This window comes from Mycobacterium sp., assembly GCF_035633495.1.
Taxonomy (GTDB): Bacteria; Actinomycetota; Actinomycetes; order Mycobacteriales; family Mycobacteriaceae; genus Mycobacterium.
In genome coordinates, this window is record NZ_DASQEU010000101.1 from 1 (window position 1) to 12006 (window position 12006).

The 12006-nt window shown below is 68.5% G+C and carries 11 protein-coding genes and 1 pseudogene; 3 read left to right on the forward strand and 9 right to left on the reverse strand.

All coding sequences use genetic code 11. The features are described 5' to 3' along the window. A pseudogene (locus VET27_RS15550) lies at positions 1-123 on the forward strand (transcriptional regulator); the annotation flags it as partial. A 156-nt stretch (positions 124-279) separates the two neighbouring features. Here the strand turns inward: VET27_RS15550 and VET27_RS15555 are convergent. The 3 genes from VET27_RS15555 to VET27_RS15565 are packed head-to-tail and all read right to left on the reverse strand — an operon-like array spanning position 280 to position 3085. Continuing rightward, positions 280-564, reverse strand: a complete 285-nt coding sequence (locus VET27_RS15555; RefSeq protein WP_526519647.1) for a hypothetical protein — start codon at positions 562-564, stop codon at positions 280-282. 47 nt (positions 565-611) lie between these two features. Further along, positions 612-1508, reverse strand: a complete 897-nt coding sequence (locus VET27_RS15560; protein ID WP_526519649.1) for a diacylglycerol kinase — start codon at positions 1506-1508, stop codon at positions 612-614. Beyond that, complete coding sequence (locus VET27_RS15565; RefSeq protein WP_526519789.1) at positions 1505-3085, reverse strand: FAD-binding oxidoreductase; 1581 nt, start codon at positions 3083-3085, stop codon at positions 1505-1507. The genes VET27_RS15560 and VET27_RS15565 overlap by 4 nt, the downstream gene beginning before the upstream one ends. 50 nt (positions 3086-3135) lie before the next feature. Between VET27_RS15565 and VET27_RS15570 the strand changes: the two genes are divergently transcribed. Further along, positions 3136-3720, forward strand: a complete 585-nt coding sequence (locus VET27_RS15570; protein ID WP_526519791.1) for a TetR/AcrR family transcriptional regulator — start codon at positions 3136-3138, stop codon at positions 3718-3720. Then, positions 3717-5291 (forward strand): glycerol-3-phosphate dehydrogenase/oxidase, encoded by a 1575-nt coding sequence (locus tag VET27_RS15575; RefSeq protein ID WP_526519651.1) that lies wholly within the window; start codon positions 3717-3719, stop codon positions 5289-5291. The genes VET27_RS15570 and VET27_RS15575 overlap by 4 nt, the downstream gene beginning before the upstream one ends. Before the next feature lies 1 nt (position 5292). Here VET27_RS15575 and VET27_RS15580 read toward each other — a convergent pair whose 3' ends face one another. The 6 genes from VET27_RS15580 to VET27_RS15605 form a co-directional block, all read right to left on the reverse strand. Then, positions 5293-6714 carry an acyl-CoA carboxylase subunit beta gene (locus VET27_RS15580; protein ID WP_526519653.1) on the reverse strand — a complete coding sequence of 474 codons (1422 nt, stop codon included), beginning with the start codon at positions 6712-6714 and terminating at the stop codon, positions 5293-5295. A 17-nt stretch (positions 6715-6731) separates the two neighbouring features. Then, the gene (kasB, locus tag VET27_RS15585; protein WP_526519655.1) at positions 6732-8003 is read right to left on the reverse strand and encodes a 3-oxoacyl-ACP synthase KasB; all 1272 of its coding nucleotides are present in this window, start codon (positions 8001-8003) and stop codon (positions 6732-6734) included. A gap of 24 nt (positions 8004-8027) precedes the next feature. Next, on the reverse strand, positions 8028-9278 hold the full coding sequence (kasA, locus tag VET27_RS15590; protein ID WP_526519657.1) for a 3-oxoacyl-ACP synthase KasA: 1251 nt from the start codon (positions 9276-9278) through the stop codon (positions 8028-8030). Continuing rightward, positions 9275-9568, reverse strand: coding sequence for a meromycolate extension acyl carrier protein AcpM (gene acpM / locus VET27_RS15595; RefSeq protein ID WP_526519659.1), 294 nt, complete (start codon positions 9566-9568; stop codon positions 9275-9277). Before acpM ends, kasA begins: the two co-directional genes overlap by 4 nt. A gap of 74 nt (positions 9569-9642) precedes the next feature. Beyond that, a complete protein-coding gene (locus VET27_RS15600) occupies positions 9643-10560 on the reverse strand; it encodes an ACP S-malonyltransferase (RefSeq protein ID WP_526519793.1) in 918 nt (305 codons plus the stop codon). Between the two features lie 142 nt (positions 10561-10702). After that, positions 10703-11992 carry a PucR family transcriptional regulator gene (locus tag VET27_RS15605; protein WP_526519661.1) on the reverse strand — a complete coding sequence of 430 codons (1290 nt, stop codon included), beginning with the start codon at positions 11990-11992 and terminating at the stop codon, positions 10703-10705. Positions 11993-12006 lie beyond the last annotated feature (14 nt).

Below are 12006 nucleotides of genomic sequence, written 5' to 3' on the forward strand. Positions count from 1 at the left end.
TCGCCGCGGGTCGCCGAACTGCTGGCGACGGCGCGGGCGATCCTGACCGGCGTGGTCGCCGGGCAAGCCGAGACGCTCGAAGACCGGCCTGCGCCTGAACTGGTCAGCGGCACCAAGAGCTGACCGGACCGGCGAACGAACCGAACATCCTCATATCCACTAGTTGCAGAACGTCTAAAGTGCGTATGTAAGTAGAAAGTAGGGGCATGGTGACGATGGCGAACAGGACGCCGGCCAGGTCCGTCGAGTTGCTCCGGGCTGATCTCCGATCGCACTCCGCTAGGCGCGGTACGACTTCCACTGCCCCACACCGATGCGCGCACCGTGGTGTCGCGGATCACGAACCTCCCGTGGCCGTTGGCGGCGGTGTTCGTCACCGGATTGGGGTCCTCGGAGTCGGCGACCGTGCAGCGGCGCGTCGCCGATCATGGTGGACCGCTTGTGATCACCGAGCTCGACCTGATCACCGTGACTGAGGTAGTGGATGGCGTGCTGGCGGAACGGGCTCGGCGACTGGCGGACGTCCGGCTCGCGCCGCCGAGCACACCGCTGCACCAGTGCCACCGGAAGTTCGCCAGTAGTTCAGTCGCCGTCGTCGAACTCCCACTCCATCACGCAGGCCGGAGGATTCGTAGTGCTCCCGGCACTGCCGACACCTCGACCGGCAGCGGGCAGACGTACTCGCCGTCGGCATAGGCGTTGATGCCGGGCGAATCGACGGTGATGACCTTCGCCCGCGCCGTCCGCACCTGATCGAGGGCGACGTGGGTGCCCTTGAACACCGTCGGGAACAGGCGGATCAGCTTGGTGCGGGACGCGGACTGCACCATCGTCACGTCGAGTTCGCCGTCGGAGTGGTCGGCGTCGGGGCAGATCAGCATGCCGCCGCCGTAGCTGCGCGTGTTGCCGAAGGCTGCCAGCGTCAGGTCGGTCACCAACTCCTCGCCGTCGAACGTCAAGCGGAAGGGAAGCAGTCGCAGCTTCGACAACTCGGCGACCATCGCGACGTTGTACCGCATCCGGCCGTGTGGCCAGCGCATCCGGTTGGTCCGGTCCGTCACGAGCGAGTCGAACCCGGCGGCCATCACCGTGCCGAACCAGCGGTCGGTGCCGTCGGCGCCACGGATGCGGCCGAGGTCGACCGTCTCGACCCGGCCGTCGACGACGACGTCGGCGGCGGCTTCGGGATCCCTTGTCGGGATGCCGAATTCGCGCGCGTGGTCGTTGCCGGTGCCCGACGGGATGATGGCGAGCGGTATCTCGGTCTGCGCGAGTACCTGCAGCGCGAGGGCGACGATGCCGTCACCTCCGACGACGACGAGCGCGTCCATGCCGCGTTCGAGGGCAGCCTCGACGAGTCGCCGCGCGTGCTCGGCGTCGGTGCCCGCGACGGCGACGACGTCGACACCGCGTCGATGCAACTGCGCGACTGCGCGCTCGGTGGCGTGTGGCGCACTGCCGTGTCCCGACGCCGGATTCGTCAGGACGGTGACGCGGCCGACGGTCACGGAATCAGCTTGCCCGGGTTGAGGATTCCCGCGGGGTCGAGCACCGCCTTCACGGCGCGCAGCACCTCGACGCCGAGATCGCCGATCTCGTCGCGCATCCACGGCCGGTGGTCGGCCCCCACGGCGTGGTGATGGGTGATGGTTCCGCCGTGGCGCACCATGGCCTCGGACGCGGCGATCTTGGCCGTACGCCACTGCTCGATCGGGTTGCCCCGCTGCCCGGCCACGACGGTGAAGTACAACGAGGCACCGGTCGGATACACATGGGAAATGTGGCACAACACCAGTGCCGGGGTACCGGTTTCGGCGAGTGACGTGGTCAGGGCCTCGGTCACCGCGGCCTTCAGCGTGCTCACGTTCGACCAGTTCGTGGCGGTCTCCAACGTCTCGCACAGCGCGCCCGCGGCCAACAGCGAGTCGCGGAGGTACGGGGCCCCGAAGCGGCCGTGTTCCCACGCCCTCGCGGGTCCCTCGCCAAGCGACGTGCCGCCGTGCGCCGCCAGCACCGCCCGCGTCTCGGCGTGCCTGCTCTCGGCGTGTTCGGCCGTGCCCTCGAACGCGGTGATCGCCAGACACCCACCGGTGATGCTCTGCTCGCCGATGGTCTCGGTGGTGGCGAGGTTGACGCCGGTCTCCGCCTCGTCGGACAACCGGATGACGGTGGGGCCCGCCCCGTCCTGCACGACGGCCCGCAACGCGGCCGCACCCGTCGCGAATTCGGGGAACGACCACGCTTCGTAGCGCGTCGTCTCCGGGATCGGATGCACCCGGACCCGCACCCGGGTGATCACGCCGAACACACCCTCGGAGCCGACGACGAGCTGCCGCAGATCCGGGCCCGCGGCAGATGCCGGCGCACGCCCCAGGTCGAGGACTCCCGCCGGGGTCACGGCTCGCAGGCCGAGGACCATGTCGTCGAATCGCCCGTACCCCGCGGAGTCCTGACCCGACGAGCGCGTCGCCGCAAATCCTCCGATCGTGGCGAACTGGAAACTCTGCGGAAAGTGGCCGAGCGAGAAGCCTTGCGCGGCAAGCAGTCTCTCTGCATCGGGGCCAGTGACCCCGGCGCCCAGCTCGGCTTCTCCCGAGACTTCGTCGATGCCGTGCAACGCGTCGAGGCGACGTAGATCCAGCGAGACGACGGCCTTGAAGTCGCCACGAATCGGATCGAGTCCGCCGACCACGCTGGTGCCGCCGCCGAAGGGAACGACCGCGATGCTCCGTTGCGCGCACTGCGTCAGGATCTTGGCGATCTCGTCCTCGTCGGCGGGCAGCAGCACCGCGTCGGGCGCGTCCTGCACGCCGGTGTCCCGGCGCCTCAACAGGTCCAGGGTTGACTTGCCGCCGGCTCGCAACAGCCTGCCGTAGTCGTCCGAAATGCACTGCGCCTCGCCGACGATGGCCACCAACGCCTCGCGGTCCGAGTCCGACAACGCCGACGGCCGCAGGCGTACCTGATCGGCCTCGGGAGCGGACCCGGGGACGGTCTCGATCCCGAGGGCATGGACGAGAAGTGACCGAATCGCGTCGGGGAGGGGCTTGGCCGCGGCCGGATCTCCCCAGGCGTTCCACTTCATCGGGGGCAGTGACTGGTCTTCCGATCGGATCATGCGTTACAGTATTACAGATCATGTTAATCAGTAACGATGAACGGCCGCACTCCGTCGAAGACCGCATCCTCGACGCCGCTGCCGAATGTGTCCTCGCGTTCGGCGCCGATCGCGTGACGCTGGCGGAGATCGCCCGTCGCGCAGCCGTCAGCCGGCCCACGGTGTACCGCCGGTTTCCCGACACGAGGTCGATCCTCGCGGCGCTCCTGACCAGCAGGATCACCCACGCCCTCGACGCCGTACCCAGCGCGGGCGTCGGCCGCGGGCCCTTGGTCCAGCGCATCGTCGGCGTGGCCCAGCGGGTGGGCCGCGACGACGTCGTCATGTCGGTGCTGCACCAGGCGCCCGACCTCGCGATGTTCTATCTCTCCGAACGGCTCGGCACCAGCCAGCAGATCCTCCTCGACACCGTCGCGGGCGAGATCAAGTCCGCTCAGGACGAGGGCAGCGTCAGGGCCGGCGACGCCAGGCAACTCGCCGCGATGAGCCTCTTGATCACCCAGTCGACGATCCTGTCGGCCCAGCTGGTCGAGCCGATCCTGCCTGCCGAGAGTCTGGTCACCGAGTTGGCCCTGGCGCTGAACGGATACCTCCAGCCATGACCACCTCAGCCCCGTCGACCGCCCTGAACGCCGCTCGTCGCACCGCCGACCTGGCGGCACTCGGCGACGTCGCGCGCGTCGACGTCGTCGTCATCGGCGGTGGCATCACCGGCACGGGGATCGCGCTCGACGCGGCGACGCGCGGGCTGTCCGTCGTACTGGTGGAGAAGCACGACCTCGCCTTCGGGACCAGCCGGTGGAGTTCGAAGTTGGTCCACGGTGGACTTCGATACCTGGCCACCGGCAACGTGGGCATCGCGCGCCGCAGCGCCGTCGAACGCGGAATCCTGATGACGCGCAACGCTCCTCACCTCGTCAAGGCAATGCCTCAACTGGTGCCGCTGTTGCCCTCGATGAGCAACGCCTCGCGTGCGCTGGTCCGGTTCGGCTTCTCTGCGGGTGATGGCCTGCGCAAGCTGGCGGGCACTCCTGCGTCGACGTTGCCGCGGTCCCGTCGCGTGGATGCGGCCCGCGCGGTCGAGTTGGCGCCGACGGTGCGCCGAGATGGGCTCGACGGCGCCCTCCTCGCCTATGACGGCCAGCTGATCGACGACGCGCGGTTGGTCGTCGCCGTCGCCCGCACCGCGGCCCAGCACGGCGCGCGGATCCTCACCCGCGTCGCCGCATCGGACGCCACCGGCACCTCGGTGCGGCTGACCGATCAGCTCACCGGTGAGTCCCTCGAGATCAGCGCGGGCGCGGTGATCAACGCGTCCGGGGTGTGGGCGGGCGACGTCGACCCGTCGATCAGGTTGCGGCCCAGTCGGGGCACGCACCTGGTGTTCGACGCGGCGACTTTCGGCAATCCCACTGCGGCACTGACGGTTCCGATTCCCGGAGAGATCAACCGCTTCGTGTTCGCCATGCCCGAACAACTCGGGCGGGTGTACCTCGGGCTCACCGACGAGGCCGCACCGGGGCCCATTCCCGACGTGCCCGAGCCGACTCCCGGGGAGGTGGCGTTCCTGCTCGACACCGTCAACACCGCGCTCGACGTTGCGCTGCGTCCCGATGACGTCATCGGCGCCTATGCCGGACTGCGGCCGCTGATCGACACGGGGGAGGTTCGGAGGGCAGGAGCGAAGCGACCGGGGAAGGACCCGAGGACCGCCGACGTCTCACGCGAACACGCCGTCGTGGAGTCGACGAACGGCGTGCTCAGCGTGATCGGCGGAAAGCTCACGGAGTACCGCTACATGGCGCAGGACGTACTGGACCGGGCGGTGGCCCTGCGCGCGCTGCCCGCAACGCCGTGTCGTACCCGCAACCTCCCGCTGGTCGGTGCGCCGGCGAATCCGGTGTACACGCTGCGGTCGCCCGTCGACCTGCCGTCGTCGCTCGTCGCGCGTTACGGTGCCGAGGCGTCCAACGTCGTCGCCCGGGCCACCTGCGACCGCCCGAACGCGCCGGTGGCGGACGGAATCGACGTCACCCGAGCGGAGTTCGAGTACGCGACGACTCATGAGGGGGCGCTCAACGTCGACGACGTCCTCGACCGCCGTACCCGAATCGGTCTGGTCGCCGAGGACCGCCGGCGCGCGATGGAGACGGCCCAGGAGTTCGTGGGCTGACCTACAGCGGAATGTTCTTGTGGCGGCCGCGGCGCGCGGGTGCCTCGGCCAGGGCCTGGGTCAGCACGCTGCGGGTGTGAGCGGGGTCGATCTTCGCGTCGACCACGCCAATCTCGATGGCGCTGTCCACGCCGCCCGCGATCCGCTCGTGCTCGGCGGCCAGGTCTTCGTGCAGGGCCTCGCGGTCCTCGGGCGCAGCGGCGGCGAGCTTGCGCTTGTGCAGGATGCCGACCGCAGCCTTGGCGCCCATGACGGCGACCTCGGCGTCCGGCCACGCGAATACCTTGGTGGCGTTCAGCGATCGCGAGTTCATCGCGATGTAGGCGCCGCCGTAGATCTTGCGGGTGACCAGCGTGACGCGCGGAACCGACGACTCACCGAATGCGTGCAGCAGCTTCGCGCCGCGGCGCACGACGCCGCCCCATTCCTGGTCCACGCCGGGCAGGTAACCGGGCACGTCGACGATGACGACGATCGGGATGCCGAACGCGTCGCACAGTCGCACGAATCGTGCCGCCTTCTCGGCGCTTTCGGAGTTCAGGCAGCCGCCGAGCCGCAACGGGTTGTTCGCCAGCACGCCGACTGACCGCCCGGCCAACCGGCCGAGGCCGACCACCATGGACGGCGCCCACTTGGCCTGGAACTCGTCGAACGGCGTCTCGTCGTCGAGCAGGGCAGAGACGAGCGGGTGCACGTCGTACGCGCGGCGCGCCGACTCCGGCAGCAGGGCACGCAGGTCGGTGTCACCCGCTTCGGCCTTGGTGCGGTCGAAATGCCCCTGCTGGCAGAACAATCCGACCAGACGGCGGCCGCGCTCATAGGCGTCGGCCTCGTCGTCGGCGACGATGTGGCACACGCCGGACTTCTTGTGGTGGGTGTCCGGACCGCCGAGCGACGCCATGTCGACGTCCTCGCCGGTGACGCTGCGGACCACGTCGGGGCCGGTGACGAAGACGCGGCCCTCGGGCGCCATGATGACGACGTCGGTGAGCGCCGGCCCGTAAGCCGCGCCGCCTGCGGCGAATCCGACGACCACGGAGATCTGGGGAATGTAGCCCGAAGCTCGGATCATCGCCTCGAAGACCACGCCGACGGCGTGCAAGGCCTTGACGCCCTCGGCCAACCGCGCGCCGCCCGAGTGCCAGATGCCGATGATCGGGCTCTGCTCCTCGATGGCGGTGTCGTAGGCGTTGACGATGTGGCGGCAACCCTCGACTCCCATCGCGCCACCCATCACGGTGCCGTCGGTGCAGAAGGCGACGGTGCGGACGCCGTTGACGGCGCCGGACGCCGCAAGCAATCCGGAGCGGTCGCGCTCGTGGAGCAGTTCCACGGTGCCGTCGTCGAAGAATGCGCGCAGGCGCAGTAGGGGATCGCGCGGATCCAGTGACTCGTCTACCGCTTCGGGGGCCATCGTCGTCATCATTTGTCTCCTAGGTCTCAGTACTTACCGAAGGCGATCGCCACGTTGTGCCCGCCGAATCCGAACGAATTGTTGATTGCGTATTGAAAATTGCCCTGCCGCGGTTCGCCGGCGACCACGTCCAGGTCGATCTCCGGGTCGAGGTTGCGCAGGTTGAGCGTGGGCGGGACGACTCCGTCCCGCAGCGCCATCACGGTCAGGATGGACTCCACCGCGCCGACTGCGCCGACGGAGTGGCCCAGTGCCGACTTCGGTGCGTACACCGCGGGCCGGTTGTCACCGAGCGCGTTGTTGATGGCCTTGCCCTCGGCCACGTCGCCGACCGACGTTCCGGTGGCGTGCGCATTCACGTGATCGATGTCGCCCGGCTGCAGGCCCGCGAGCTGGATGGCTCGCGTGATCGCGTGCCCCGCCTGATCGCCGGTCGGATCGGGCGCCACGATGTGGTACCCGTCCGAGGTGACACCAGCGCCCATCAGCCGCGCCAGGATGTTGGCCCCGCGCGCCCGGGCGTGCTCCTCGGTCTCGAGGACCATGAGCCCGGCACCTTCGCCGAACACGAAGCCGTTGCGATCCCTGTCGAACGGCCTGCATGCGCCCGCCGGGTCGTCGTTGGTGGTGGACAACACGATTCGCATCTGTGCGAAACCGGCGATCGGCACCGCTTCGATCTTGGTCTCGACGCCACCGCAGATGGCGACGTCGGCCTCTCCGAGCACGATGTTGCGCCATGCGTTGGCGATGGCCTCGCTGCCGGAGGCGCACGCCGACACCGGGGTGACGACGCCGGCCTTGGCTCCGCGTTCCAGCCCGACGGCCGCGGCGGGCGAGTTCGGCATGTACATCTGGACCGCCAGCGGTGACACGGCCTTGAAGCCCTTCTCCCGCATGCCGTCGTAGGCGTATAGCAGTTCCTCGCTCGAGCCCATGCCGGTGCCGATCGACACCATCAGGCGCCTGGTGTCGACATCCGGCGAGCCGGCGTTGTCCCAGGCGCGCCTGCCGACGACGGTTGCCATCTTCTGCAGGTAGGAGAGCCGACGCAGTTCGACCGGCGTCAGTTCGCTCTCGAAGTCCTCAAGCAGGTGGCCGCCGATGCGCACCGGCAGGTCGTACAGATCGACGAAGTAGTCATCCAGCGTGCGGATGCCGCTCTCCCCGTCGAGCAGCCGTTTCCAGGTGCCGTCGGCATCGGTCGCCAACGCGGTCGTCATGGCAAAACCAGTGACGACCACGTTGGGGAGACCGCTCCCCGTCGACAAGCGAGTCAAACGGGACAACCCTGCCATTCCTCTCAGCGCCGGATCGGCTGCTCAGTAACGCCCGAAGGCCAGGGCGACATTGTGTCCACCAAAGCCGAACGAATTGTTGATGGCGTACTGGTAGTCGCCGTATCGAGGCTCACCCGCGACGACATCGAGATCGATCTCGGGGTCGGGCGTCTCGTAGTTCAGCGTCGGCGGGATGACACCGTCGCGCAGCGCCAGCACCGTGAGGATCGACTCCAGCGCGCCGACGGCGCCGATGGAGTGACCCAGTGCCGACTTCGGCGCATACACCGCGGCGTGTTCCACACCGGCGGACCGGATGGCATTCGCCTCGGCGACGTCGCCGATCGAGGTGGACGTGGCGTGCGCGTTGACGTGGTTGATGTCCTTGGGGGACAACCCCGCCGTCTCCATCGCGCGCTTCATCGCATGGCCGGCCCGAAGACCGTCCGGTGCAGGAGCCACCATGTGGAAGGCGTCCGACGAGATGCCGGCACCCATGATCCGGGCCAGCGGCGTGGCGCCGCGAGCCTTGGCGTGCTCCTCGGTCTCGATGATCATCATCGCCCCGGCCTCGCCGAAGACGAAGCCGTCGCGGTTCTTGTCGAACGGCCGCGACGCACCCTCGGGGTCGTCGTTCCTGGTCGACATGGCCCGCATCATCGAGAACGCCGCGATCGGCAGCGCCTCGATCATGCCCTCCACACCACCGCAGACGGCGATGTCGGCGTCACCCATCACGATGTGACGCCACGCGTGGGCGATGGCCTCCGAGCCCGACGAACATGCCGACACCGGGGTCATGACCCCGGCGCGGGCCCCGAGCTCGAGACCCACCACCGCGGCCGCGCCGTTGGGCATGACCATCTGAACGGCGAGCGGGGACACCTTGCGGGGGCCACCCTCGTTCATCGCGTCGTACATCTCGACGATCTTCTCGCCACCGCCGAGGCCGGTGCCGATCACGACCGAGAAACGGTCGGGGTCGACCTCGGGCCTGCCGGCGGATTCCCACAGCTGATTGCCGACGTACTTGGACATCCGCTGGACGTACGACATACGCCGCAGTTCCAGTCGGGTCATCAGGGGATCGAGGGGCTCCGCGAGGTGCCCGCCGATCTTGACCTGCAGATCCCACTTGTCGACGAACTCGTCTTCAAGGACACGGATGCCGCTCTCGCCCGCCAGCAGACCCTTCCACGTGCTCTCGATGTCCGAAGCGACCGAGGTGGTCGCCGTGACGGCGGTCACGACGACGTTGGGGAAATCGCCGTTAGCAGTGGAAGGGCGTGTCACTGGGTGAACTTATCGCGCAGTGCGGCGGCAGCCTCGGGGTTCTCTTCCTCGAGCTTCTGGATGTAGGCAACGACGTCGCCCACGGTGCGCAGACCGGCGAGGTCCTCGTCCGGGATCTTCACGCCGTACTTGTCCTCGGTCTGCACCGCGATCTCGACCATCGACAGCGAGTCGATGTCCAGGTCGTCGACGAACGACTTCTCGGGGGTGACCTCGGACGGCTCGATGCCGGTGACCTCTTCGATGATCTCTGCGAGACCCGAGATGATTTCTGCCTGGCTGGCGCCCACTATGGCTCCTTCTTTCTTGTGTTTCTCTTGGCATCGACGCTCCCTGATGGAGCGACGACATGGAGTTGTCTGGCTTAGAGCTCGGAGAGCCCGTCCAGGTCTGCGGGGGTCTTGACGGCGTACGTCGGTACACCCCGAAGTTCTCGTTTGGCGATGCCCACCAGAGTGCCCGCAGGCGGGAACTCGATGATCGCGGTGACCTCGCGCTGCCGCATGGTCTCGGTGCAGAGATCCCAGCGCACCGGCCGGGTCAGCTGCGCGACGAGCTTGGACATCGCGTCGCCGGCCGACGTCACGGGCTGGCCGTCGGCGTTGGACAGCAGGGTCGTGGTCGACCCCGAGATCTCGGAGGCGGTGACGGCATCGGCGGCGGCCGAGTAGCCGTCGCGCGCCGAGGCCATGAAGTGAGTGTGGAACGCGCCCGCGGTCGCCAACAGTCGTACGCGCGCCTTGGCGGGCGGGTCCTCGACGAGCTTCTCCAGTGCCGAGAGGGCGCCTGCCGCGACGATTTGTCCGGCGGCGTTCCGGTTGGCGGGCACCAGGTCGAGAGCGTCGAGGCGAGCCAGCACCTCGGCCTCGTCGCCACCGAGCACGGCGGCCATGCCGGTCGGCTCGACCGCGCACGCCTTGGCCATCTCGGAGCCGCGGGTGGCGGCCAGCGTCACCGCGTCGTCTGCGGAGAGCACACCCGCGATGGCGTAGGCGGCGATCTCACCGACCGAGTGCCCTGCCACCACCGTCTCGGCGCCGGCCAGCAGGCCGCGCTTGGTCAGTTCCTGATGTGCCAGCAGCGTCGCGGCGACGACGAGGGGTTGCGTGACCGAGGTATCGGTGATCTCGTCGGCGGTTGCCGCGGTGCCCAACCGGGCCAGGTCCAGGCCAATGGTCTCGGACCACGAGGCGATGCGCTCGTCGGCACCCGGCAGTTCGAGCCACGGCGAAAGCATGCCGGGAGTCTGCGATCCTTGGCCGGGAGCGAGCAGCGCGAGCACGGGTGTTTGGGGCACGGATTAAGAGAACACTGTGAAACCGGTTTTGCGTGGTGTAAGAGTTTATGAACCTCGTCTTATGTTTTTGTGGAGAACATACAAAACCGCATGTGATGCGACCGCAACGAGATCTCCTCGCGACCTATTACCCCCCGCGTTGGCCGCCCGAGCGGGTCCCCGAGCCGCCTGTCAGCCGAGCCAAGTTTGCATTCGCCGTGATGGAATGAGGGGCTTGCCGACCCAGTCTGCCCAACGTAGAAGCCACCCTCAACACGTACGCGTCGCGCGGCAGCGTGGGATCGCGGCCCGTGAAGTCGGCGATCCGTTTGAGCCGGTAGCGGACGGTGTTTGGATGAACGAACAATTTGCGAGCACAGGCCTCGATCGCGCCCCCGGAATCGAGATAGGCGTCCAGTGTCTCCGTCAGTGCGGGACCCGCGTCGGCGAGCGGGCGCATGACGTCCGAGTCGAGCGCGGCGATGGCCGACGGGTCGCCCAGCAGTGCCCGCTCGGGCAGGAGTTCGCGGGCGGACACCGGTCGCGGCGCGCCGCTCCAGCCTGCGACGGCGTTCATGCCCGCGATGGCTTCCGCAGCGCTGTAGTGGGCCGCCACCAGAGACGCCGCGAACGGGCCGATCACCACCGGCCCGTCGGCGAACACCTCGAGAAGCTCTGCGAGGAACTTGTCCGTGGGGGACAGGTGCCCCGACACGATCGCCACCAGCCATGTGCCGTGCACGTCGGACAACGCCGCGCGGCCGTTGCGGTTGACGATCTCGTGAACGTCCTCGCTCGCGTAGTCGGCGCGCCCGGGTTGAGGGAACCCGACGAGCACCGTCGCCGGCGCGGTCGCGTCCCAGTTCAGCGCGGCCGCCTGCGACTGGAGCTGCGGCCCGATGTCGCCACGGACGACCGCGTCGACGACGTTGGCCTCCATCCGGGTGTCCCAGGCGCCTCGCGCCTCGGCGGCGTCGGCGTATCCCGATGCCGCCGCGAACGCGAGGTTCCGGCTGTAGCGCAGGATGCCGATGGTGAGGGCCGTCATCTGGTCGGTGTTGCGGGCCAGCATCGGCACGGCTTCCTCGAAGTGCTCCATCGTCACCCGCACCATGTCGACGGTCTGTCGCAGGGCGATCCGCCGAGTGAGTTCCTGCGGAACCAATGCGAACGCTTCGGCGGTGTAGCCCACGTCGCTGCGCGGGTTGCGCATCCACTCGGCGAAGTTCACCAACGCCGTCTGCACGACGAGCTGGACGCTCGCGCGCTGGGACGCCTCGAGTTCGGCGAAGAACGGCAATCGCTCGGCCATCACGTGGACGGCCTCGGTGGCCAGTCGCCCCGAGTACTGCTTGACGCGACGGAGGAGTGATTCGGGGACGGAGTCCAGCAGTTCGAGCGGCGACGTGCGCGCAGCCGAGGGTTGGTCGTCCGCCATCTCTAAAAGGTACG

Bases quoted from the DNA above. Each gene is read 5' to 3' on its own strand.
- VET27_RS15565 (WP_526519789.1), bottom strand. From the start codon at position 3,085: ATGAAGTGGAACGCCTGGGGAGATCCGGCCGCGGCCAAGCCCCTCCCC.
- VET27_RS15575 (WP_526519651.1), top strand. From the start codon at position 3,717: ATGACCACCTCAGCCCCGTCGACCGCCCTGAACGCCGCTCGTCGCACC.
- VET27_RS15580 (WP_526519653.1), bottom strand. From the start codon at position 6,714: ATGACGACGATGGCCCCCGAAGCGGTAGACGAGTCACTGGATCCGCGC.
- kasB (WP_526519655.1), bottom strand. From the start codon at position 8,003: ATGGCAGGGTTGTCCCGTTTGACTCGCTTGTCGACGGGGAGCGGTCTC.
- VET27_RS15605 (WP_526519661.1), bottom strand. From the start codon at position 11,992: ATGGCGGACGACCAACCCTCGGCTGCGCGCACGTCGCCGCTCGAACTG.